This window comes from Paenibacillus doosanensis (assembly GCF_025060755.1).
GTDB lineage: Bacteria > Bacillota > Bacilli > Paenibacillales > NBRC-103111 > Paenibacillus_S > Paenibacillus_S doosanensis.
In genome coordinates, this window is record NZ_JANYUY010000035.1 from 1 (window position 1) to 23,886 (window position 23,886).

A 23,886-nucleotide genomic window follows, 5' to 3' on the forward strand; every position below is an offset into this window, starting at 1 on the left:
CGGTGTGGTAGACTTCACCTAAAAGGTGCTCCTCTCTTTGGGTGATGTTGTCCTGGACAAACACCATTCTACCAAAGATTTGGAGCCCTTTTTATGTTTTTAATGCGCAGTACTTTCGAAATTCAGGGTAAACTAAATGTTTTGGTTTTAATCGACCAGAAAGTTTTTCTCCCCAAACACCGATTGTGTAAGCAACTAATGCTAAGTTAATAAAAATTACTGCTAATGCCAACATTGTATAATTCCTCCCAATTATTTTTTATATTCATTGGTAACTTAGCGATAAGATTATTGTTACATAAAGAATCACCTCTTTATTTATCTTCATTTATTAATTCTTGATTAGTCATGAATGATTAATATGTCCTTGATTATAGATCATCAATTCAGATTAGTCAATTATGATTATAAGGTAATATTAGGCTTGTTTCTTTACAAAAAAACCGGGTATTGCGCAAAACCTCGCAAACCCGGTAAAGTAAGGCTAAATTTCGTTTTTTAATTTTTCAATGACAAGAAGTAACCAGTTCCTTTCGGCTTGTTTACAGACGAGATGGTGTTCTATTGATAAGTCTATCCCTTGGGAAAATGAATGTTTAGGAGCCTTTTGCAATTCCTCGATTTGTTCGGTTAAGCCATTTAAGCGAAACATAAGGCAATCAATCGTCTCCTCTTTGGGCAGATGATCTAAAAACATAAGTCCAATATCGCCCTTAAAGGGGGTGTTATCTTGTTCAGACAAGTTCTCACGAAGAAGCCTCTCAAATTCCTGGTCTCCACGCGGTGTAATGGAATAAACTTTTCGTGGAGGACGATTGCCTTCTTGTTCCTCGTGCACACTAATAAATCCGGCTGCCTTTAGCCTGTCTAATATGGCATAAGCCGTTGCTTTTTTCATAGTGGTAATACGACTCAAGTTTTTATCAATAAATTCATTAATTTGATAACCATGCAGGCTTTGCGACTTTAATATTCCAAGTAATAGCAGCGCTCTTTCGTCCATATGTTACTACTCCTTAACATGTTCATTTTTACGATAGTTTAACCAATCCGTACCAGATTAGTCAATATAGATTATTCATATATTAAACGATGAACAACAAATAAATGGAATGTTACAAAAGTCTAGAGTCCTTCTCGGACTAGCAAGAGTAGAACGAGGCCATAAACAATTTCCCATTTTCACTGGTACTACCCCTATATCATATTTTGGTATACTATTCTAGAGGTGAACATATGTCTCGAGCAGTAGACAGCAATAAATAATGCGGTGTTCGAATATCATGTTGTGTTCTGCCCCAAGTTTCGGCTACACGAATTTGAAGCCAATCAGCATAAGGAACTCGTTGAACCAAGAAGCCCCTGGCTTTAGTCAAATCATTAGGAGAGAACCGTCCATGGAACAGGATCAAATTCATAAAAAAATCGGCCGCAACCTGCAAAGCATCCGTAAAGCGAGATCGCTCAGTTTGGATCAGGTCGCCGAGCTGACGGGAGTCAGCAAAGCGATGATCGGCCAAATCGAGCGCGGCGATTCCAATCCGACCATTTCAATACTGTGGAAAATCGTAAACGGACTCCACATTTCGTTCACTTCCCTGATCGAGGAAGAGGAGACCAAGGTCACTCATATCCGTTTCGAAGAGCTGGAGCCGTTCTCGGAGGACGACGGACGATACCGCGCCTTCCCGCTCATCCCGTTCGACCAGCACAAGCAGTTCGAAATATACACCGTTGAGCTGGATGCGGGATGCGGACACGAATCCGAGCCGCATAACGAAGGCGTCGAGGAATATATTCTGATGTCCCAAGGGGAGCTTCGGCTCGATATCCAGCAGGATACGTACCGGCTCCAGGCGGGGGACGCGCTCCACTTTACGGCCGATAAGCCGCATACGTATACGAATCTCTCGGACGGCAAGACGGTGTATCACACGATCATTTTTTATCCGAAGTCTTAAAAGCCTGGTGAAAAAAGAGCGGAGGGGCCATTTGAATCTGGAAAAGCGTAAGCGTTCGCCTTTGAAACCACATCGCGATCAAGAAAAAAGCCGCAGGCCGGCTCCCGTGTTTCGAGCCTGCCCGCAGCTTCTTTCCCTCTTAAGCGGAGGAGGATGCAGTTATATACAATAAAGGAGAGTGAAGCACTCCCATGGATGAAACCAGCACAAGCAAGCGAGTGTCAGCCCCTCTGCTGCTCGATACGGCCAAGGCGCTCTCCAGCGAGCTGCGTCTGCGGATATTGCAAGCGCTTAGCGAAAAGCCGATGAGCGTCTCCGAGCTGACGAAAGTGCTTGGCGTCGCCCAGCCGACGATATCGATCAACGTGCAGATGCTGGAGGAGGTCGGGCTGATCGAAACCGCTCAAAAGCTGGGAAGAGGCAAAATCTGCTTGCGAACCTGCGATTCGTTGGTCCTCGATTTGCCTGTAGTGCCGAGCGAATCGCTGAAGGTGAAGGAAGTTCATATGCCGGTGGGCATGTACACCTCGTTTCGGGTGAAAGCTCCGTGCGGTCTGGTCAATAACGAAGGCGTCATCGGCAATGTGGACGAGCCTACCTCGTTCTATATGCCCGAACGCGCCGAAGCGCTCCTGATCTGGTTCAGCGAGGCCGGCTATGTCGAATATTCGTTTCCGAACGCGGCCTCCAACGATCCTCTGATCCGCGAATTGAAGGTAAGCGCGGAGGTATGCTCGGAGACGTACGGCTACAATGAAGACTGGCCCTCCGACATTACCGTATCGATCAACGGGATGGAGCTAGGCACCTTCACCAGTCCCGGCGATTTCGGCGGTACGAAGGGCCGTCTGACGCCGGTCTGGTGGAAGGGCGGCACTCAATACGGGCTGCTTGCAGAATGGAGCGTCAATGAGACCGCAGCTTATGTCAACGGCGTTCCCAGCGCTCCGTTAACGGTAAACGATCTTCAATTACATCCGGACCGGCCGATTGTCGTCAGATTTGAAGTCAAGGCGGAGGCCCGTCACCGCGGCGGACTGAACTTGTTCGGCAAGCGCTTCGGCAACGTGCCGCAGGACATTAAGCTCGTGTTTTCGCGGTAATGCGAATCCGCTCCGGCCGCAGCGCAAGCTCCCCTGCTTGCCTGCTTGCCCGCTTCCCCGAGCTTAAGCGAGCAGCTTCTTCATCAGCGCATTGGCGGCTTCCTTGCGCAGCTCCGCCAGCACGGCCGCATATTCGGGACGATCGGCCACATTGTCGAATTCGTTCGGGTCCGTTATGAGATCGAACAATTCGTAATGCTCCCGTCCGTGCTTCACGACGTGAATGTATTTGCATCTCCCGTCGCTGACCGCCAGGAAGCCTTCCCCCTCGCTCATAATATAGCGGTACCCGCCGAGCGCTTCGGATTCTTTGAAACCGCGGCCGTCCGTCGGGATCGGCGGAGCGCCGGCCGCCTTCAGGCAGGTTGCCATAATGTCGGTGAGCATGACCATGGAACGGCTCGCAAGATGGCTGCGTTCGCCGGGGTACTGCACCAGCAGCGGCACGTTCAGTACATCCTCGTATCCGCAATCGCCCTTCCCCCATAAGCCGTGATTGCCCAGCATCTCGCCGTGGTCGGCCGTGAAAATAATTAGAACATCATCCCCCCATCTTCGTCGCGCCGCTTCCATGACGCGTCCGACCTGATCGTCGATGAGGGCGACGTTGGCATAATAGCTTTTGCGCAGCTGCCGCCAATAGTCCGCGGAGTAGTTTTTTTGCGCATGCCCCGGCGCCGGGCCCGAGCCGTCGCAAATGCCGCGGCCGTCCCCATGGAAGCTTAGATGATGAATCCGGGACGGGTCGTCGAATTCCCCGGCCTTGCCGACCATCGCTTTATCCTTGCTCATATCGACTCTATCGAAGTAGGAGGCCGGAGGATCGAACGGATAGTGAGGGCCGCTGAACGATACCCAGCAAAACAGCGGTTCTTCCTCCGCATATCCGCCAATATATTCCGCCGCTTTGCGGCCGACCCAGCTGTCGGGATGCCACTCTGCGGGACCCGGGAAAGGAAATACTTTCGCTTTGCTCCGGTCCCACGTATCCCTCCGGTACGCTTCCAAGTAACCCGCCGCATCCAATTCTTTGGCGTAATCGTCATAAAACCATACGGACACCTGCTTATCGTCCTGCAGATCCAGATGATCGATGCCCAGGGACACGTAATAATCCCGGAACTGCTCGTAGGGAAGCGTCAGCTCCGCCCTCGTTTCGTTATAAGGCACCGGTGAAAAATGGCATTTGCCGTGAACGGACGTTGCGTAGCCGCTTCTTTTCAGCTCTTGAAACAGATTCGGGATGCCTGCGCTCAGCTCGCATTTGCGGAAGTTGCTGTAGGCGCCGCTATTATGCGGCAATTGTCCGGTCAATATGGCGCAGCGCGACGGCAAGCACCAAGGGCTCGCCGCATAGGCCCGCTGGAACTGGATAGATTCCCCGGCCAGCGCGTCCAGATGCGGAGTCGCCACCGCTTCGCCGCCGTAGCAGCCGAGCGCGTCTTTCCTTAGCTCGTCGGCGGTAATTAACAAAATATGAGGCCGTTTCGAAGACATCGTTTTTCATCTCCATCATTCCGTAGTCATTGCATTGGCATTCCTTTCATCCAGCCTGCCGGCGATCAGCCGCCCGAGGAAAGGATGAGAGTCCGCCAGTTCCCGCCGAAGCAGCTCGCGCATATGCGCGATCTCCCCGGTTCTCGCCCGGTCCCCGGCGATATTCACATTCTCGTAAGGGTCTTCCGTCAGATCGTACAGCTCTTCCTCGTCCATGTACCGGAAGATGTACTTATGCGTATCGGTCCGCACGGAGACGTTCACGCTGTCCTTCCCGATCCTGAACTGCCGGGGGCTGACCCGCTCTCCGCCGACGATAGCTCCTTCGTCTCCCCCCAGCTTGAAGGTTTCCGCCACTACATAGTCGCGGTGGCGATCGGTCTTCCCTTGCAGCACAGGCTCGAACGATCGGCCTTCATGCCGCTGCTTGACGGCGACCCCGGAGAGATCGGCCAAGGTAGGGAGCAGGTCGATGAGAGAGACGAGCGCGGCGCTTTCTGAAGGTGCCGAAGCTTCGGAAGCTCCGGCGTTCGCTATGATCAACGGCACGCGCAGCGCCTCCTCATAATGCAGCGGGAAGCCTTTTTTCACGATGCCGTGCGCGCCCATCATATCGCCGTGATCGGATACGAACACGATGATGGTATTGTCAAACAAGCCGTTACGCTTCAGGTAGCCGACAATCTCCCCGACCTGCTTGTCGATCAAGGCGCACAGTCCCCAATAGTGAGCGATGAATCCGCGCCACTCGCTTTCGTCCAGCCCTTGCATTTCTTTGAAATAAGGCGAGTTCAGCACTTCCTGCGGTTTCCCCTCGATGCCCTTGAGAAAGTTTTCCGGCAGCGTCACGTCTTCCGGTCTAACCAGCTTATCGTACGGGGACGGAACGATCATTGGAAAATGCGGCGCATTATACGAGCATACCGCCAAAAAAGGCTGCTCCTCCGGCCGGCGGTCCATTGCTTGCAGAAACTGCCGGGTTTGCCACGTTTCCAGAAAATGCTCCTCCTTGATTTCCGCCGTGCCGTAAGGCGCGCGTCCGGGCCGGTTCAGCTTCTCCAGATCGGCGTGAGTCAAATTCTCGATATGCGTGTCATGAAGAACGTAGCCTTCGCTGCGGGCATATTCCCGGTATTCCTCGATAAACCTGCCGCGATCCCGTCCCTCGATCACCGCCGGAATGGCGCTGATATCGTCAAAGTGAAACCGGTCCGGCGTCGTCCCGGGCACATGCCATTTCCCGGTATAGATCGTGTGGAAGCCGGCTTCCTTGAAGTTTTTCACCAAGCCCTCGTCCCGCAAGTCTTCGCGAATGCTCCGCCAATTCCCGGTCACCTCGTGCCCGTGAGGCATGAGGCCGGTCCATAAGCTGGCTCTTGCCGGGCAGCATAGCGGATACGCGGTATAACAGCGGTCGAGGGACGTTCCCCGCGCGGCCAGCGCATCGATATTCGGGGTGACCGACGCGGCGTTGCCGTGGCACCCCAGCGTATCCCAGCTTTGCTCGTCGCTCATAATGATGACTATATTTTTGCGGCTTCCCGTCATGAATGGCACCTCCCCCTTATTTTTAAAACGTTCTCGGCGAGAGTTTCCCTGCAATAATGTCCCGCATCTGCTCCAGCGGCACCTTCGGCTTGCGGTCATAAGTGAGCAGTCCGTTAATTTCCTGCTCCACATCCGTCAGCTGCGTGTAGCAAAAGCCCTGCACGACAGGGGAAGCCAGCATCGGCTCGACCACGGCCTTCAGCTTGCCGACGAAATCCTCGTCGCTGTTCGCGCCGGAGTATCCCCAGCCTTCCCATTCGCTTTTTTTGAACGAAATGCCGCCGAACTCGCTCACCAGGATCGGCTGCCCCTCATAGGCCATACCGCCGGCAAACGTCCGCTTGCTGTGATTGCGCACCCCGTTCACAGCCGATTCAGCGGTGCTGTAGCGTTCCTCAAGAACTTGCCGGGACGGCTCGTAATCATGAATGGTGCATAGATCCGTCTTCATATGCTCCCAGCCGTCGTTCGATACAACGAGACGGGTCCGGTCGAGCGACCGCGTCAAATGATACATGGCCAAGGCGTGCTGCTGCTGAGATTCGTTGTCTTTAATATTCCAGACTCCCCAGCTTTCGTTCAGAGGAACCCAGGCGACGATGCAGGGATGGTTATAATCCCGCTCTATCGCCTCCTGCCATTCGCGGGTAAACCGCCTGACGTATGGTTCCGAATATTGATACGCGTTGGCAGCTTCTCCCCATACGAGCAGGCCGAGCCGGTCGCACCAGTAATGATAGCGGGGGTCCTCCATCTTCTGATGCTTGCGCGCGCCGTTAAAGCCCATTTCCTTCGTCAGCTCGACATCGCGCCGAATCGCTTCATCGGACGGCGGCGTCAAATTTCCGTCGGGAAAATACCCCTGATCGAGCACCAGTCTCATATAATAAAATCGGTTGTTCAGCATCAGCTTGCCGTTCTCGACCGAAATTTTGCGCATGCCGAAGTAGCTGGTCACCTCGTCCACCGGCCGCTCGTTCTTAAGCAGCGTGAACTTAATATCGTACAGATTCGGAGTTTCCGGGGTCCACAGATGGCAGCGCCGGAAGCCTTGGTAATGCGGCAGCACGAGCGAACGGGTTTCTTCCGCTTCCTTAAGCGAATAAACATCTTCGGCGACCGGCTCGCCCTTGAAGCTGATTTCGACTTTAAGCTTGAGGTCGTCCTGCACGTTATGCCCTGCCACGATCGGGCGGATTTGGAGCAGGCCGTTATCGATATCCGGCGTCATCCGCACTTGGGCCAAATGCACGGCATCGACCGCTTCCATCCATACCGTCTGCCATATGCCCGTCGTGCGGGTGTAAAAGATGCCTTTCGACTTCGGCTCCCAGTACTGCTTACCCCGCGGCAGCGACAAGTTGCGGCTGTAATCCTCGGCCAGCACGACGACCGTGTTCGTTCCGTCCGGATGCAGGGAATCGGTAATATCGGCCGAAAACGGCGTATGCCCGCCTTCGTGCACGGCGGCGTGCTCGCCGTTAACCCATACGTTCGCCCGGTAGTCTACGGCGCCAAAATGAAGCAGCACCCTCCGGCCGGTCCATTCCGCCGGAACCTGGAACGTTCGCCGATACCAGACGGTATCGTGAAAGCCGGGCTCGCCGATGCCGCTCAGCTTGCTTTCAAACGAAAACGGCACCTGTATCGTTCGTGAGAAAGCGGCGGCGCCCAGATGCCATTTCTGCTTCCGTCCGATCCTTTCGTCGTCGAATTCAAATTCCCATTGCCCGTTTAAGTGGGCCCAGTCGCTGCGAATAAACTGCGGCCTGGGATGCTCGGTTCTCATCGGTTGTGACAATTTAACTCTCTCCCTTGGATATGAATGTCTTATGCGCTTCCTTATACTTGTTGTCGATGAGCTCGGCGGCTTCGCTGAGCCTGCGCTCGTTGTCCTCTCCGCTCAGCTGCAGCGTATGCGGGGCTATGCGCCGGGCAACGGGTCCGCCTCCCCCGGTCGATTCCGTCAAATATTGAAGGTCGCTCAGATTGGAACGCCAGGCGAGCAGCGCTTCCAGCAATTCGTCCTTGATTTCCCGGTATGCGGGGTGGCCGAACAGATCGCTGCGTTCAGAAGGATCATTCAGCCGATCGTACAATCGTCCTTCCCGCTCATCGAAGTAATATTCCAATTTCCAATATTTGGTTGATATTGCCGCCGAGCGGTACAGTGTGCCGACCCCGCAGCGGCGCGGCGACGGCTTCCCGTCGCTTAACGGCCGGAACAAATCATGGCCCTGAACGTACCGGCTGGAAGCGCCGGCCGCCCCCAATACGGTCGCCGTAATGTCCGTCCATACGGCAAAGTCTCTCGTTTCCCCCGTCGGCAGCGTGCCCGGCATGCTCATGATGAAGGGGACGCGCCAGCTCGCGTCATAATAATTATGCTTGTCGCTGAACCCGTGATCGTACAGCTGCTCCCCGTGATCGGAGGTGAAGATAATGAGCGTCGACCGGCGAAGCCCGCTGGCGTCGAGATAATCGAGCAGTCTGCCGATTTGCGCGTCCGTATATGCAGCCAAGCCGTAATATAACCGGCGCTCTTCGTCGATATGCTTCTGCGTTTCCGGGGACTGCAGCGCAGCCTCCATCTCCCGTTCCCGGCCCAGAAATCCCAGAAGACGTTTCGTCTGGGCCGGCAGCGCCTCAATATCTCCGGGCCGGTAGTCGATAGGCGGCAGCGGCTTGTCGCGGTACAGATGCGCCCATGCTCCCGGAGGGTCCAGCGGCGAATGGGGGCTTAGCAGCGAGCAGAAGGCGAAGAACGGCCCCCCGCCCTCTTGCCTGACTTTTTCCAGCTCTTCGATCGTCCGGTCGACCAAAAACGCCTCCATATGCAGCTCCTCGGGTCTGGATTGGGGGCCGTCGCTTTTTCTGGGGATGCCGTGCGGTTCCAAGAACCGGGCATAGCTGTCCGAGCCGGAGCCGGAGTTTTTCTCGCCTTCGACCGTATGGACGATATCGAAGGAGCTTGGCAGCGTCCCGAAATGGGTTTTGCCGATCATCAGGTTCGTATAGCCTTCCTGCTTCAGCGCATCCGGCAGCGTTTGGAACGTTTCCCGGCGCTTGATTCCGTTCTCGATGCATCCGTGCACCGGCGTATGCAGCCCCGTGATCAAGCTGCTGCGCGCCGGCGAGCATACCGGAGACGCCGTATAAGCTTCTTCGAACAGCACGCCCTCTTGCGCCAACCTGTCCAAGTGCGGCGACACGGCGTAAGGACTGCCCATGCAGCCCAGCGTATCGCAGCGCTGCGTATCCGTCATAATGAGTAAAATATTAGGCTTCTCAGCCGTTTGCCGGTTCATCGTGCATCCCCCCCTGGCCTACAAATGACAAATTGCCGTACGCTTCGGTTTAATCCCATGTAATTTCTTGCGTGCGCAGCAAATACTCCGTTTTGGTTACTTCCATATACTCCGTCCAAGGAATGACGCCCGTACGCCGGGCCCACTGCTCATGCCGGTCCGCAAGCTCCCGAACCTTCTCGGGGTATTGATCGGACAGATCGTTTAACTCGATCCGGTCTTCTTCGATATTGTACAGCTCCCACTTTTCCTCGTGCGGCCCCCGATCGCCGCGGAAGCCCCAGGCCGCCGTAAATTGCCAATCCATTTTGCAGCGGGACAGCAGCTTCCATTTCCCTTGGCGCACGGCCCTATTCCCTTCATGCTCCCAGAACATATACTCGTGGCCTTCCCGTTCGTTCCCTTCGAGAATCGGCAGCAGGCTTTTTCCTTCGATCGGAATGATCTCGTTGCCGTTATAGGTTTCGGGATATGAAATTCCCGCCGCATCCAGACATGTGGCCATAATATCCATCAAATGCCCGAATTGATGCGTAATCGCGCCCTGCTGCCTGATTTTTTCCGGCCATCTGGCGATAAACGGCGTCGAAATGCCCCCTTCGTTGACCATATGCTTGTATAGGCGGAAAGGCGTCGTGCTGACGTTGGCCCACGGGAGATGATAAGCGATGAACGAATCGGCCGTGCCGGGCGTCTTGTCGCTTTGAAGACCGATCCCTTCCGCGCAGGCGCCGTTGTCCGACAAAAACATCACCAGCGTATTGTCCTCAATATGCAGCTCCTTGAGCTTCTCCAGCACTTTGCCGACCCCTTGATCCATCCGGTCGATCATGGCGGCGTACACGGCCATTTTCAGATCCCAAGCCTCTTTATTCTCCACCGTATCCCAAGCGGGGGCTCCGCTGTCGCGTTCGGTCAGCGGGCTGCTTTTCTCATCCAGCATGCCCATGCCGATCAGGCGATCGTATCGTTCCTTGCGGAGCTGATCCCAGCCTTTCATGTAAGCGCCCTTGTACTTGGCAATATCCTCTTCGGGAGCCTGCAACGGCCAATGCGGAGCCGTATACGCCAGATATAGGAAGAACGGCTTCTCCTGTTGCCCGTATTCGTCAATATAGTCGACGGCGCTGTCGCTAAACCAGTCCGTCGTGTAAAAATCGTCATCCGGAGGCTGAAACGGAAGATTGCGCTTAATCAAGGTTTTTATAGGCTCCGGCTTGAAGTAATTGCTGGCGCCGTCAAGCAGCCCCGTATAGCTGTCAAACCCTCGATTATAAGGTCTTTGCTGCTCTTGCTTGCCGAGATGCCACTTGCCGACCATGAGGGAGTTGTATTGATCCCCCAAAGCTTCCGCTATCGTGACGCATTGCCTGTGAATCGTTCCCGTATACGCCGGATTGCCGATATCTTCTTCCATAAATCCGAGTCCCGCCTGATGCGGGAAAAGTCCGGTCATGATGGACGCTCGCGTAGGGCAGCAGCGGGGCGTATTGTAAAATTGCGAAAAGCGCACGCCTTCCCCGGCCAGTCGATCGAGATTCGGCGTATGGATCTCCGAGCCGTAGCATCCTATATCGGAGAATCCCATATCATCGACCAGAATCAAAATGATGTTCGGCTGCTTAGTCATTGGATCGCCTCCATTGTTGGCTTATTTTTTGTTCAAATACCGGTCGTAAGCGGCTTGGGAGATGTTCACCGCTTCGTCGATTCCCAGCTTTTTGAGCTGATTGACGTAATTGTCGAAGTTGCCGAGTGGTTCCGCGCCGAGGATGAATTTCAATACCATCTCGTCGCTGTACGTGTTCACCTCGGTCATTATTTTGGATCGCTTGTCGTTCTCCTCCGCGGTCAGGCGAATCGGCGGCAGCTGCAGCGCGCTGTCGACGTCGGGATCGTCGGCCCATTTTTGCCGGATCGCCGCCGAGTCCGGACTTTTGGCCAAATTCGGATTGGCCGCAACATCGGTGAACATCAGTTTGGGTGCAAAATGAACACGAAGAATATAATTGGCGTTTTCCGTGCCGAACTTCGGATTGTTCAGAATATAATCCGTATACTTCGGCTTGCCGTCTACCATCGTATAGGTTTTGCCTTCAATCCCATAGTTGTACAGCATGGCTCCTTCTTGCGTAAAAGCGTAATTAAGCCAGCGAACGGCTTCTACTTTATGCTTGGAGGAGGTTGTGATCACGGTCTCTTGCCCTTGGTTCGGCACAGGCCAGTCGCTCGGCTGATAATGAATCCGATCTCCCAGCTTTAGCCTTGGATAAGGCGCCGGAACGTAGTTCTGCTTCAGCTGCTTGCCGCGGTTATAGGTGCCTACGACCGCATCGACGAATGTGGCGGCTTTGCCGCTGTCGAACAGAGCCTGTGCCTGAGCTGCTTTTAACCCGGCAAAATCTTTGTTGATGTAGCCTTCCTTGTACCATTTGTTCATCAGCGTAAGGTATTCTTTGAACTGCGGCTGAGTTTGCGCGAAGGCGACGGTTTTGCCGTCTTTCAGGTAGAAGCCGGGAACGATGCCTAGCGGGCCCATAAACTGCTCTTCCAACCCGTTAGGGACGGGAATATAAGGAGCGATGCCCTTGCTGTCCTTGATCGCCTTAAAAAACTTCTCGTACTCGTCAATCGTTTTCGGCACGTCCATCGAGACCGATTTCAGCATGTCCTCGCGGAACATAATCCGGCGAAACGGCGCATCCTGCTCCGGCTTGATCATATAGATGGCGGGAAATTTGCCGTCGTCGGTCGTCACCTCGCGCTTCGTTTCGGCGTCGGACGTAGCGAGCTTATAGTAATCGGGCGCGTACTTCTCAAGATAGGGAGTCAGGTCCTCGAACACGCCGTCCCGTACCCCTTTCTCCTCTCCGCCGACATAACGCCCCGCTCCGGTGATGATGTCGGGCAGCTCGCCGGAAGCGATCATCAGGTTAAATGCCTCCTTCTCCTGCCCTTGAGCCGGATGAATGAACTCGATATGGATGCCGGTGCGCTTTTCCAACTCCTGGTACACTTCGTTTTGCCCGTAATCGGTAATAAACTGCGATGCGTTCGAGCTCATCGGCGTCCATACTTTTAAGGTGATCGGCGTCTTGACGATAGGCAGCCCGCTTTCATTCATGTTGGCCGAAGCGGCGGGCTCTCCCGCAGCGCTTCCCGGCGAATTGTCCCCGTTGCAGCCGGCGAGGGCGGACGCAAGCATTAGGAATGCCGTCCCCCATGCCAATGATTTGCGATGGAACCGAAGTCTCATAGCTTTTCCCCACTTTTCCTATATTTTAATAAATCGTTTTGAACGCTATCCTTTTAAGGAGCCGAGCATGACGCCCTTCATAAAATATTTTTGGCAGAAAGGATAAATAAACAGGATCGGCACCGTTGCCACAATAATGGTGCAGTACTTAATAACCAGATAGACCAGCGCTTGATCGTCATCCGAAACCGAGGCGCCTTCCAGCAGATTTCCCCCGGCCGAGTTGGCGATCAATATTTCTCTCAGCAGCAGCTGCAGCGGGAATAAGCCCCGGTCGCGGAGATAGATCATGGCGTTAAACCAGGAGTTCCAGTGGCCGACGGCATAGAACAGCACCATGACTGCAAGCGTTGCCTTCGTTACCGGGAGAATGATGCGGAATAAAATGACAAAGTCATTGGCTCCGTCGATTTTGGCCGATTCCTCCAGGCTGTCGGGAATGGCGTTAAAGGCCGTTCTCATCACGATCAAGTTCCACGTTGCGATAATTCCGGGGATGATCAGGGCCAGCCGGCTATCGTACATCCCCAGATTTTTGACAAGAAGGAAGTGCGGGATCAGCCCTCCGCCGAAATACATCGTGAACACGATCATGATCATCATCGGCTTTTTCAGCATCAAGTTTTTGCGCGACAGCACGTAAGCACCGATAGCCGTTAACAGTACATTCAGGCAGGTGCCTACAACGACATAGATGATCGTGTTCATGTAACCGATAATAATATTAGGATTGTTGAATACGATTTCATATCCGACTACGGAGAAGCCGAGCGGCTTCAGCAATATGCCGGTATGCTTCGCCAGCTCAGCCGGCTCGCTGAAGGAAGCGAACAAGACGTACAGCAGCGGATACAGGCTGACCAATCCGAACAAAACGAGCAAAATGTGGTTGAACGAATCAAAAATCGTTTCCCCGATCGTTTTTTTGAAAATCACTTTTTTCCCTCCTTTACCATAAGCTTTCTTTGACAAATCGGCGGCTCACATAGTTGGCGGCAAGCAAAATGATGAAGTTAATCGATGAATTGAACAACCCCACTGCCGCGCCGAAGCTGTAATTCGCCTCCTGCAGCCCGCGCCTGTAAACATAAGAAGCGATAACGTCGGCGGTCTCATAGGTTAACGGATTGTACAGCAGGATGATCTTCTCGAAGCCTTCGCTCATAATATGACCGAGCCGCATAATCAATAAGATGGTGATGGTCGGAACGAGCGCCGGCAGCGTAATATGCATCGCCTTGCGCAGCCGGCTCGCTCCGTCCATCTCCGCAGCCTCATAAAGACTCGGATCGACGGAGGATAAAGCCGCCAAGTAGATGATGCTGCCCCAGCCCACCTCCTGCCAAATCCCGCTGGAGATGAAGATCGTGCGAAACCATTCCTTCTGCATGAGCAGATTGGTGCGTTCGCCGCCCAGAGCATGGACGAGATCGTTGATCACCCCGCTGCTCGCCGTAAAATCAACGAGCATCCCGCAGACGACCACGAGCGAAATAAAATGCGGCATGTAGCTCACGGTTTGAACGGTCCGTTTAAAGATGTGGCTGCGGATCTCGTTCAGCAGCAGCGCCAGCAGGATCGGCGCGGGAAAGCCGAATAAAATTTGATAAACATTGAGTAAAAAGGTGTTCTTGATGACGCGAAACGCATAAGGGCTCGTAAGAAACTCATTGATATGTTTAAGCCCGACCCAATGGCTGCCCAGGATGCCCTTGAAAGCATTGAAATCCTGGAAAGCGATTACAAGTCCCGCCATAGGCACGTAATGAAACAGAATATAGAACACGATGATCGGACAAGCCATAATATACACGTACTTGTTCATGATCAGGTCCTTGCGGAGCCTGCTTGCGAACGTCTTGCTTGGCGTTCTGGCCGTCGTTGTTGCCAAGTCCATTTTGCTTCCCCTTTCCGTTTCGTTGTGGCGTTAGGCCCGCCAACCACCTTGATTGTATGCGGGCTAACGGCGTTTGTTCAATTTGCCATTCATTTTGGCGTTATGCTATTCTTGCGAGAAACGATGGACGGTCTGTTATTTCTTATTTTCATACCGGTCGTAAGCGGCTTGGGAGATGCTCACCGCTTCGTCTAATCCCAGCTTTTTGAGCTGACTGACATAATTGTCGAAGTTGCTGAGCGGCTCCGCGCCGAGGATAAATTTCAATACCATCTCATCGCTGTACGTGTCCACCTCGGTCATTATTTTGGAACGCTTGTCGTTCTCCTCCGAGGTCAGACGGATCGGCGGCAGCTGCAGCGCGCTATCGGCGTTGGGATCGTCGGCCCATTTTTGCCGGATCGCCGCCGAGTCCGGACTTTTGGCCAAATTCGGGTTGGCTATATCCGAGAAGGCCAGTTTCGGTGCGAAGTGCACGCGCAGAATATAGTTCGCATTCTCCGTTCCGTATTTCGGGTGATTCAAAATATAATCCGTATATTTCGGTTTTCCGTCCACCATCGTATAGGTCTTGCCTTCAATCCCGTAGTTGTACAGCATGGCTCCTTCTTGCGTATAAGCGTAATTGAGCCAGCGGATCGCCTCCGTTTTATATTTGGAGGAAGTTGCGATTACGGTCTCTTGACCGTTGCCGGCCAGTGGCCAAGTCTTCGGCTGGTAATGAATCTGTTCCCCTGCCTTTAGCCTGGGGTAAGGGGCCGAAACGTAATTTTGCTTCAGCTGTTTTCCGCGGTTGTAGCTGCCCACGACCGCCTCGACGAGCGTGGCCGCTTTACCGCTGTCGAACAGCGCTTGCGTCTGGGTCGCCTTTAACCCGGCAAAATCCTTGTTAATGTAGCCTTCCTTGTACCATTTGTTCATCAGCGCGAGGTATTCCTTGAACTGGGGCTGAGCCTGCCCGAAAGCTACCGTCTTGGCGTCCTTCAAATAAAAGCCCGGAATGATGCCATAGGGTCCCATAAATTGCTCCTCCAGCCCGTTAGTCACCGGAATATAAGGAGCAATCCCTTTGCTGTCCTTGATCGCCTTAAAAAACTTCTCGTACTCGTCAATCGTTTTCGGCACGTCCATGGAGACCGATTGCAGCATATCCTCGCGGAACATGATCCGGCGAAACGGCGCATCCTGATCCGGCTTGATCATGTAGAAGGCGGGAAACTTGCCGTCGTCGGTCGTCACCTCGCGCTTCGTTTCGGCGTCGGACGTGACGAGCTTGTAGTAGTCTGGCGCGTATTTCTGAAGGTATGGAGTCAGATCCTCGAACACGCCGTCCCGCACCCCCTTCTCTTCCCCGCCGACATACCGTCCCGCCCCGGTAATGATGTCGGGCAGCTCGCCGGAAGCGATCATCAGGTTGAACGCCTCCTTCTCCTGCCCTTGGGCCGGATGAATAAACTGGATATGGATGCCGGTGCGTTTTTCCAATTCCTGGTACACTTCATTTTGTCCGTAATCGGTAATAAATTGCGACGCGTTCGGACTCATCGGAGTCCATACTTTTAGTGTGATCGGCGTTTTGACGATAGGCAGGCCGCTTTCGTTCATGTTGGCCGAAGCGGCGGGCTCTCCCGCAGCGCTTCCCGGCGAACTGTCCTCATTGCAGCCGGCGAGGGCGGACGCAAGCAGCAGGAATGCCGTCCCCCACGCCAATGATTTACGATAGAACCGTACTCTCATAGCCATCACTCCCCTTAAGTTTTCAAAGCATGGCGATTGTTAACCCTTCCCGGTAATTTGCCGGTATTGTCCCGGCGTAACCCCTTCCATCGCTTTAAACTTACGCACAAAACTTGGTGTATTGAGATAACCGACATCGGTTACGATCTCCTGGATGAGTTTGTCTGTGTATTGCAATTGAAGCTTTACTTCGTTCATGCGAAGATTGGACAAGTAATCCACGAAATTAACGCCGGTTTCATCCTTTATAAACCGACTCACAAACGAGGTTGAAAGGCCGAATTGCCCCGCTATATGTTCCAGAGACAGACTGCTGTCTTTAAAATGCTCGTTGATGTAAAAAATGATCTTATTTTTCAATTCGACGTTCTCTTTTTCTTTTTGAAGATTTACCTGCGAACAAAACAATATGGTGATCGATTCCATACATTTCTGAAATTCCTGGAGCGAGTTGAATTTGATCAGCTCTTTAATGTCCACGGAAAAATTCCGGAAATTCATTTGGTTCATGGCTTTCAGAATATGATTCACAATGTCGAAGCACAGGCACTTGACCATATAGTACGAGATAGTCCCCGCTTCCAATTGTTCAATCAGCGCTCTAAGCGTTTCCAGGGCTACCGCCTGATCCCCCTGCTTCAAGCTTTGAATGTACAGCGCCTGTTCCTTCATCGGATACCAGTTGATCTGCTCCTGCGCATTTTCAATATCGTCAAAAAAATGAACGGCTTTCTTATTATTGATCTGGTTGTCGAACAACACGGCGGACGCTTCCAGATAAGAGGCGTTTAACTGTTCGATGCTCCGATATATTTTCCCTATGCCGACAATCATTTGGAGACCGAGGTTTTCCTTGGCATGCTGGACCAGATTGCCCGCTATATCCTGTTGTTTGCTTTTTACATCCGCCGGATATTCCTGCAGGACGATAATGACGGCAACGTAATTTCCGTTGACGACTTCAACGCCGTATCCTCTGCCTCCATTAAAATACACATTCTCCAAGAGAGCTATAATGTGACCCAGTTCAGGGCCTTCGGTATCATCCGGGTGCGTGGAAAGAACCATACAATAATAGGCGCTTCCGTCCAATATCAGGTTGGAGCATTTAATTAAATAATCCCGTTCGCCGGGATCGATCTTCTTTCCCCCGAGCAAGGTTAACAAACACTGGTCCTTCACTAACGGTCTTTGCGCATTCATTTGCATAAGCATATCCTTATTCTTCTGTAAAGCGCTTTCAAAAGTGAGTCGTATAATTTCAAATTCGTTTTTTCCTTCGATATCCTGATCCGACTCTTCGTATCCCGATTTTGTAAACTGGGACAGCAGCACTTTGATCGGCTTGTAATTTTTCAGCGAGAACAAGAGCGCTCCGACGAATCCCGCAACCAGGAGAATAAAAATAATACCGACGATCAGGGTGCTGTTGGTATTCACGCTTTTATAGAAGAAAGAATCCGGCATCGCTATAATATAGCTCCAATCCGTTTCTTCCGAGACCATGCGGGTCACAATCAAATTCATGCCGCCGGACGTCACGTTGAAAATACCGGTTCCTTTAAAGGTTCTAAGCTGCTCTTCCAAACTGGTCATATCGAGGCTGCCCATTTGATGATTTAATGAAACGAGAGACCGGTAATACGGGTCGTAAATAAAGACAGCGCCTTCAAAATTGCCGAGAATGTTCTGGAATTTGGAGAAAAATTCGGTTTCTTTGACGGTGAATAATACGGATGCTTGAGGGATCGTTTCTAATAACGGAACCGGATACAGAAATGCCAGCATATTGCTATCGTCAGGCATGTCGGACCCTTTGGTTTCAACTCGAAACGACTTAGGGGCGCTAACCGAGTTGAGCTCCTTGAAGACGCTGGCTCCCGCCCAGTTGTAGTTCTTTTTGACGTTATTTTCAAACGACTGGTAATCGTATTGGCCCGATGTCAAATAAACTTTCGTATCGCCCCGGTAATAAAACATGATTTCGTCTATGAAGGGATAGTGGTCTTTATACGCCATAAGCTGAGGGGCGATCATGCTGTGCTGGTCCCCTTTTTCGTCCGGCGCAGCAGTATACGGGTCCGCATACATATCCGCTTGGCTTGAAATATGATAAATAATTTCTCTTAGCGATTTAAGCTCCAAGTCAATTTGGTTCCTGACCTGGGTCAGCTTCGCCAAATTCGCCTCCGAAACTTCCCTCTGATAGCTCACCACATTGAAGTAATAGACGATTCCGCCCAAAATAAACAGCGGTACGGCCAAAATAACGATATACGAAATAAACAGCTTGCGAAACATACTTTTTTGACGAGCCAAGAGCCCTGCCCCCTTACCGGCATGCGGGATGATGTCGCAACCTTCCCGGCGTACCATGCCAGCCGTATAATTAGATAAGTTCCATTCCTGCCCGATTTGGTGCATCTTTATCTAATCCTTGATTTATGCTCCGTAACCTGATTGTATAGGCTGCGCGCCCTTTGTTTCAATTTGCCATTCTTCACCGGCTATGCGAGATTTGCAAAACGGCTTCCCCGGCCGCTGCAAAGCCCGTCAGAGCCGCCTCGGTTTATTATATTATATTTTTATAATGTTTATTGTAATAATAATATGTTTGATGCGGCAAGTAAATAAGCCGAAATGCCGACTGGAGAAGCGGTTAAGACAAAAAAATACAGACCGATGGGTACCATCAGCCTGTATCGTAATTTTACTCGGTTTTATTTTACTTCGGAGTCGTTATTCATTAGCTGAGCTGCGGCGCGGGCCCGGGAAGCGGTCTTGCGGGCGATCTCGGCGCTGAGTCCGGTGTGAGCCGCCGGGTCGAGCAGCTTGCGCAGCTCTTCCTTGCTTAGATGTTCGTTGACCCTCGGGTCGGCGGTCAGCACATCGGAGAAGGTCGTCGATGCTCCGCTTTGCGCCACCTGATAGGCGGCGTCATGAACTACCTCATGCGCGGTTTGCCGGCCGATCGTCTGCGCCAGCGTCATCATCACCGCTTCGGCGTTAATGAGACCTCCGGTCAGCTCCAGATTCGCTCTCATCCGTTCCGGATAAATTTCGAGACCGGTCATCACCTTGCGGATCGCCCTCAGTATATCGCCGGTCAAGATGGAGCTCTGTTCCACCGCATGCTGCATCATGGCCGACCGGGTGCCGTCCACTTCATGCGATTGGATCATCGCTTCCAGCGCCGTAGGAACCAAGGCTCTGATCCGGGCCGATTTGATGACGACCTCCATGCATTTTTTGGCATTTCTCTTTTGCGGCATCGTCGAGCTTCCGACATCCCCCTTGGGCAAGCTCTCGCTGACTTCGCCAAACTCCGCGGACATCAACCGCGACACTTCTTCCGCCATCGAGGCCAACGTGGCCGCCATCATGCCCAGCAGAAGCACATACTCGGCGAAATGGTCCACGATATTTCTCGCCGGCACCTTCATCGGAGTCAGCTCCAGCCGCCGGGCCACGCCTTCTTGAACCGCCGGTCCCCGTTCGCCCATGCTGGCAAACGTACCCGCCGCACCGCCTGTCATGGATGTAAACAGACGCGGCTTGAGCTGCTCCAGACGTTCCGCATGCCGTATCATCACATCGGTCCAGGTCGCCACCTTAAAGCCGAGAGTGATCGGTACCGCCTGCTGCCAATGCGTTCGCCCGGCCATAACCGTATCGGCGGTTCGTTCGCCCAAACCGGCCAACGCTTCGATGACGCCGCGCAGCTCTTCCGTCAACAGGCGAACGGCGTCGCGAATGCCAAGCACATCGCCCGTCTGCTCAATATTTTGCGTCGTGGCGCCCCAATGAACGTATTCGCCTTCAGGCTCTCCGACGGCGCGGGACAGCTCGGTAACGAGCGGCATCATAAAGTGGCCGGTGACCGCCTGTCCGGCTTCAAGACGCTGCAAATCGATGAGCTCCACCTTCGCGGCTTCGGCGATTTTATCGCCGGCAGCCAGCGGGATGATCCCCAGCTCCGCCTGTGTCAACGCGAGCGCCGCTTCGACGTCCAGGTAACGCTGCAGGCGCGACCGCAGGGAAAACAGTTCGTGCATGTCCAGTTCCACATGATTGCCCATGATGCGATTCCTCCAGCCTTGTTCTTCGTTATGCCTATGTTTACTTTATTCCTTTATTGTGCTTGTACCAATCGGTCGCTTCTTGAATGACTTGATCTCCGCCGCGTTTTTTCCAGTCTTCTACGAACTTGTCGAAGCTATCCAGAGAATCGCGTCCGGTAATGATTTTGGCGGCCGTTTCCATCCACAGGCCGGTGTATTGAAGCTCAGGCTTAACCGTCAATGTCGGAGGAATCGGCATGTCCAAGCCGTCGTTAACCCTTCCTTCGCTTGTAGCGATTTTCAACGCTTCGCCGACAAGCTGCCCGTTTTCGCGATTTTTCATAAATTCCTGATCATGAATATTGCTTGGCCCGATTAACCGCAGCCATTGAAGATGCATCTGCTCTCTGTCGGCATCGGCTTTCGTGCTTAAGCGCTTGTAGGTGATCTTGCCGTTTTCCATCGTAAAATCGTCGCCTTCAAGTCCGTAATTCAAAAACTTTTGGGCGTCGTCGGACAAAAACCATTCCAGGAATTTCAGCACATATTCCGGATGTTTATTGGTTTTCGGAATGACCCATGTCGAGAGCGGATCGACGACTGAACCGATCAGGTTGCCGCCTTTTCCGTCCGGTCCCGTAGGCGCGGGAATGTTGATAAACTCGATCGGCGGAGTGAGGATTTTGTAGCTTGTCGCCGTCTTATCCGGATATTCAGCCGCATGAATCCACATGCCGACCCGCTGCGTGCTTTCGATTTTGGCTCCCCAATCTGCAGCCGTGTTGACGAATATTTCATTATCGATCAGCTTTTCCTGATACATTTGCTGATGAAGCTTCAGCGCGTCCTTCATTTCCGGACGAATGAAATTAGGAACGAGCTGGTTATTGACATATTTCCACCCTTCCGGGCTAACGTCGTAAGCCCCGAAGAACACATAGCCAAAGTCGAAATTTTTCCGGCCGATAAACGGAATTTCATCCTGCTTGCCGTTGCCGTTAGGGTCCTTGTCTCTAAAGGCGCGCAGCACGTTCAAATATTCGTCGACGGTCTTCGGAGCCTGCAAGCCGAGCTTGTCGAGCCAATCTTTGCGGATGTAGACGATACGGTTGTTCGGCGTCGGCGCTTCGCGGGGGATGGCGTAAATTTTGCCGTCCTTGCTTACAAGCGACGAATCCCACAGCTCCTTGCTAATCTTCGTTTTCAAGCCGGGCGCATATTTATCGATTAAATCGTTCAATTCATAGAACGCGCCGTTATTTAACGCTCCGGCTACTTCGGGGGAAGTGATGCCGTTTACGGCCTGGATCGCATCGGGAAGCTCGCCCGAGGCGAACATCAGGTTCAGCTTTTTGGAATAATCCCCCTGGGAGATCGTTTCGATGCGCACATCGGTTTTCGAGAGCTCTCTCAGCTTTTTCACATATTTATCATCATTAATGTTAGGCGAAGATTGAATATACGGCATATTGCGGTCGCTCATAACAAGCTTGACGGTCGGCGGAGTCCCATCGTTCGCTTTCGCAGCCGAATGATCATCCTTACCGGCGCATCCTGCGAGCAGGCCTCCGGTTAAAGATAAACCAGTTAACGTAATTATCACTTTCTTTTTCATTGCGATCCCCCTCAATATACATGCAAACCATATGGATACTAGCCTTTCACCGAACCGATCATGGCGCCCTTGACAAAATGTTTTTGAATGAACGGGTAAATCAGCATGACAGGAACGGTTGCCACGATAATCGACGCCATCTTGATGCCTTCCGTCGACGAGAAGGTCGTAAGGATATCTCCGGCGTTATCCTGCTCAAATAATTGCCTTAATTTCACTTGCAGCGGGAACAAGCTCGCATCGCGCAAGTACATCATCGCCGCGTAATAACCGTTCCAGTTGCTGACCGCATAGAACAAGCCTATCGTCGTCATCACCGGCATGGACAAGGGAAGCACGATGCTCCAGAAGGTGCGGTATTCATGACATCCGTCCATGCGCGCCGCTTCTATTAATCCGTCGGGAATATTTTGAAAAAACGAGATCATAATCAAAAGATTAAAGCCGCTAATAAGCGACGGAATCATGACGGCCCATAACGTGTTCAGCATGCCCAGCGATTTGACCAGCAAATAGGAAGGAATGATCGGCGCCGTAAAAATCATGGTAAATAAAACGATCAGCACGATCGCCGACCTTCCTTTTAAATCCCGGCGGGCTAACCCGTAAGCCATCAGCGACGTAAAGATCAGGTTTAGCGAAGTGCCTACTACGGTAATGTACACGGTGATGCCGAACGATTTCCAAAATCCGAAATTTTGGATTACGGCACTGTAATTCTCCAGAGTAAAATTGACCGGCACGACCGTAACCAATCCTTGCAAAATGGCATTCCCGCCGCTAAAGGACCCGGCCAAAATATTCAAAAAAGGGATCAGCACCGTCAATGAAGCAAGCACAAGAATCGAATAATTCAATACTTCAAACGATCGCTGAGACAGACTGGCTTTTCTCACAACCTCCATCCTCCTAATAGATCGAATCTCCCGTTGTCTTTTTACTGATGGCATTGGCTCCCAGAATCAGAATCAGTCCGACTACCGACTTGAACAATCCGATCGCCGTAGTATAGCTATATTGACCTCCCAGTAAGCCCACCTCGTAAATATAAGTGTCCAGGATGTCGCCGGTTTCCCTCACGAGCGGGTTCAATAAAACGTAGATTTGCTCGAATCCGAGATCCAGCATATGCCCGATCTTCAGCAGCAGCAAAACCATAATGGTCGGCATAATGGCGGGAATCGTGACGCTAAACACTTGCCGCAGCTTTCCCGCTCCGTCGACCTCCGCCGCCTCGTACAACTCGGGATTCACCCCGGTCAGCGCCGCCAAGTACACGATGGTTCCCCAGCCCGCTTCCTTCCAAACGCCGGAGATGACCACAATGCTGCGGAAATATTCCGGCTGCTGCATAAAAAATACGCTGTCCGATCCGAATGAATTCAATACGTGGTTGACCAGCCCCCGATCGGGCGACAGCAGAGTCATGACCATGCCTCCCAGGATGACCCACGATAAAAAATGCGGCACATACAAGATCGTCTGCATAAATCGCTTCATGGCAACCTTGCGCACTTCGTTCAGCAGCAGCGCCAGAATTAACGGCGCAGGAAAGCCGAAGATTAACTGGTACATGCTGATGAGCAGCGTATTGCGGAGCACGCGGTAAAACTCAGGGTAGCTAAACAGCCGTACAAAATGCTCGAGTCCAACAAACTTACTTCCGAGTATGCCCCCGAAAGGGGTATAGTTCTGAAAGGCGATAATACTTCCAGCCAAAGGGATATATTTAAAAATGACAAAAAATAGTAAGCCCGGCACAATCATGGAGTAAATTTGCCAATTTTTTATAACGTACGATCTTTTCAGCGCCTGCTGCTTTGCCGGTCGGGCGGACACGGCAGCGTTCGCATCGTAACCTTTACTCATCGTTCATCCTCCTTCCTCTTATTTAACGTTATTG

General features: G+C 52.4%; 18 protein-coding genes. 2 read left to right on the forward strand and 16 right to left on the reverse strand.

Going from position 1 to position 23,886, the window contains the following annotated elements; translation table 11 throughout:
• Positions 1-91: 91 nt before the first annotated feature.
• Together N0M98_RS21970 and N0M98_RS21975 are read right to left on the reverse strand one after the other, a co-directional pair.
• Positions 92-235, reverse strand: a complete 144-nt coding sequence (locus N0M98_RS21970) for a hypothetical protein (protein WP_259619152.1) — start codon at positions 233-235, stop codon at positions 92-94.
• A 249-nt stretch (positions 236-484) separates the two neighbouring features.
• Positions 485-1,003, reverse strand: a complete 519-nt coding sequence (locus tag N0M98_RS21975; protein ID WP_259619153.1) for a PadR family transcriptional regulator — start codon at positions 1,001-1,003, stop codon at positions 485-487.
• A gap of 394 nt (positions 1,004-1,397) precedes the next feature.
• Here N0M98_RS21975 and N0M98_RS21980 point away from each other — a divergent pair, with 394 nt between their 5' ends.
• The gene (locus tag N0M98_RS21980; RefSeq protein ID WP_249864571.1) at positions 1,398-1,961 is read left to right on the forward strand and encodes a helix-turn-helix domain-containing protein; all 564 of its coding nucleotides are present in this window, start codon (positions 1,398-1,400) and stop codon (positions 1,959-1,961) included.
• Between the two features lie 191 nt (positions 1,962-2,152).
• On the forward strand, positions 2,153-3,064 hold the full coding sequence (locus N0M98_RS21985; protein WP_259619154.1) for an ArsR/SmtB family transcription factor: 912 nt from the start codon (positions 2,153-2,155) through the stop codon (positions 3,062-3,064).
• A 63-nt stretch (positions 3,065-3,127) separates the two neighbouring features.
• Here N0M98_RS21985 and N0M98_RS21990 read toward each other — a convergent pair whose 3' ends face one another.
• From N0M98_RS21990 to N0M98_RS22055, 14 genes are all read right to left on the reverse strand, one after another.
• Positions 3,128-4,561, reverse strand: a complete 1,434-nt coding sequence (locus N0M98_RS21990) for a sulfatase-like hydrolase/transferase (protein ID WP_259619155.1) — start codon at positions 4,559-4,561, stop codon at positions 3,128-3,130.
• A gap of 15 nt (positions 4,562-4,576) precedes the next feature.
• Entirely contained in the window at positions 4,577-6,109 is a 1,533-nt protein-coding gene (locus tag N0M98_RS21995; RefSeq protein WP_259619156.1) for a sulfatase-like hydrolase/transferase, read from the reverse strand.
• A 22-nt stretch (positions 6,110-6,131) separates the two neighbouring features.
• Positions 6,132-7,898, reverse strand: coding sequence for a glycoside hydrolase family 2 protein (locus N0M98_RS22000; protein ID WP_259619198.1), 1,767 nt, complete (start codon positions 7,896-7,898; stop codon positions 6,132-6,134).
• A 13-nt stretch (positions 7,899-7,911) separates the two neighbouring features.
• Positions 7,912-9,417 (reverse strand): sulfatase family protein, encoded by a 1,506-nt coding sequence (locus N0M98_RS22005; protein WP_259619157.1) that lies wholly within the window; start codon positions 9,415-9,417, stop codon positions 7,912-7,914.
• Positions 9,418-9,466: 49 nt separating this feature from the next.
• Positions 9,467-11,047: an arylsulfatase gene (locus N0M98_RS22010; RefSeq protein WP_259619158.1), complete on the reverse strand. Its 1,581-nt coding sequence runs from the start codon at positions 11,045-11,047 to the stop codon at positions 9,467-9,469.
• Positions 11,048-11,068: 21 nt separating this feature from the next.
• Positions 11,069-12,673, reverse strand: coding sequence for an extracellular solute-binding protein (locus N0M98_RS22015; protein ID WP_259619159.1), 1,605 nt, complete (start codon positions 12,671-12,673; stop codon positions 11,069-11,071).
• A 45-nt stretch (positions 12,674-12,718) separates the two neighbouring features.
• Positions 12,719-13,609 (reverse strand): carbohydrate ABC transporter permease, encoded by an 891-nt coding sequence (locus N0M98_RS22020; RefSeq protein WP_249864579.1) that lies wholly within the window; start codon positions 13,607-13,609, stop codon positions 12,719-12,721.
• 13 nt (positions 13,610-13,622) lie between these two features.
• Positions 13,623-14,570 carry an ABC transporter permease gene (locus tag N0M98_RS22025; RefSeq protein ID WP_259619160.1) on the reverse strand — a complete coding sequence of 316 codons (948 nt, stop codon included), beginning with the start codon at positions 14,568-14,570 and terminating at the stop codon, positions 13,623-13,625.
• Positions 14,571-14,705: 135 nt separating this feature from the next.
• Positions 14,706-16,307: an extracellular solute-binding protein gene (locus N0M98_RS22030; protein ID WP_259619161.1), complete on the reverse strand. Its 1,602-nt coding sequence runs from the start codon at positions 16,305-16,307 to the stop codon at positions 14,706-14,708.
• 39 nt (positions 16,308-16,346) lie between these two features.
• A complete protein-coding gene (locus tag N0M98_RS22035; RefSeq protein ID WP_259619162.1) occupies positions 16,347-18,626 on the reverse strand; it encodes a helix-turn-helix domain-containing protein in 2,280 nt (759 codons plus the stop codon).
• A gap of 401 nt (positions 18,627-19,027) precedes the next feature.
• On the reverse strand, positions 19,028-20,386 hold the full coding sequence (locus N0M98_RS22040) for a class-II fumarase/aspartase family protein (protein WP_259619163.1): 1,359 nt from the start codon (positions 20,384-20,386) through the stop codon (positions 19,028-19,030).
• Positions 20,387-20,426: 40 nt separating this feature from the next.
• A complete protein-coding gene (locus N0M98_RS22045) occupies positions 20,427-21,983 on the reverse strand; it encodes an extracellular solute-binding protein (RefSeq protein ID WP_259619164.1) in 1,557 nt (518 codons plus the stop codon).
• A 38-nt stretch (positions 21,984-22,021) separates the two neighbouring features.
• Entirely contained in the window at positions 22,022-22,888 is an 867-nt protein-coding gene (locus tag N0M98_RS22050) for a carbohydrate ABC transporter permease (RefSeq protein WP_249864585.1), read from the reverse strand.
• 4 nt (positions 22,889-22,892) lie between these two features.
• The gene (locus tag N0M98_RS22055) at positions 22,893-23,852 is read right to left on the reverse strand and encodes an ABC transporter permease (RefSeq protein ID WP_259619165.1); all 960 of its coding nucleotides are present in this window, start codon (positions 23,850-23,852) and stop codon (positions 22,893-22,895) included.
• Between the last annotated feature and the right edge of the window lie 34 nt (positions 23,853-23,886).

Coding starts and splice junctions, on each gene's coding strand:
- N0M98_RS22055 (WP_259619165.1), bottom strand. CDS start 23,852: ATGAGTAAAGGTTACGATGCGAACGCTGCCGTGTCCGCCCGACCGGCA.
- N0M98_RS21995 (WP_259619156.1), bottom strand. CDS start 6,109: ATGACGGGAAGCCGCAAAAATATAGTCATCATTATGAGCGACGAGCAA.
- N0M98_RS22005 (WP_259619157.1), bottom strand. CDS start 9,417: ATGAACCGGCAAACGGCTGAGAAGCCTAATATTTTACTCATTATGACG.
- N0M98_RS21990 (WP_259619155.1), bottom strand. CDS start 4,561: ATGTCTTCGAAACGGCCTCATATTTTGTTAATTACCGCCGACGAGCTA.
- N0M98_RS21970 (WP_259619152.1), bottom strand. CDS start 235: ATGTTGGCATTAGCAGTAATTTTTATTAACTTAGCATTAGTTGCTTAC.
- N0M98_RS22040 (WP_259619163.1), bottom strand. CDS start 20,386: ATGGGCAATCATGTGGAACTGGACATGCACGAACTGTTTTCCCTGCGG.
- N0M98_RS22015 (WP_259619159.1), bottom strand. CDS start 12,673: ATGAGACTTCGGTTCCATCGCAAATCATTGGCATGGGGGACGGCATTC.
- N0M98_RS22050 (WP_249864585.1), bottom strand. CDS start 22,888: ATGGAGGTTGTGAGAAAAGCCAGTCTGTCTCAGCGATCGTTTGAAGTA.
- N0M98_RS22025 (WP_259619160.1), bottom strand. CDS start 14,570: ATGGACTTGGCAACAACGACGGCCAGAACGCCAAGCAAGACGTTCGCA.
- N0M98_RS21980 (WP_249864571.1), top strand. CDS start 1,398: ATGGAACAGGATCAAATTCATAAAAAAATCGGCCGCAACCTGCAAAGC.
- N0M98_RS22000 (WP_259619198.1), bottom strand. CDS start 7,898: ATGAGAACCGAGCATCCCAGGCCGCAGTTTATTCGCAGCGACTGGGCC.
- N0M98_RS21975 (WP_259619153.1), bottom strand. CDS start 1,003: ATGGACGAAAGAGCGCTGCTATTACTTGGAATATTAAAGTCGCAAAGC.
- N0M98_RS22030 (WP_259619161.1), bottom strand. CDS start 16,307: ATGAGAGTACGGTTCTATCGTAAATCATTGGCGTGGGGGACGGCATTC.
- N0M98_RS22045 (WP_259619164.1), bottom strand. CDS start 21,983: ATGAAAAAGAAAGTGATAATTACGTTAACTGGTTTATCTTTAACCGGA.
- N0M98_RS22010 (WP_259619158.1), bottom strand. CDS start 11,047: ATGACTAAGCAGCCGAACATCATTTTGATTCTGGTCGATGATATGGGA.
- N0M98_RS21985 (WP_259619154.1), top strand. CDS start 2,153: ATGGATGAAACCAGCACAAGCAAGCGAGTGTCAGCCCCTCTGCTGCTC.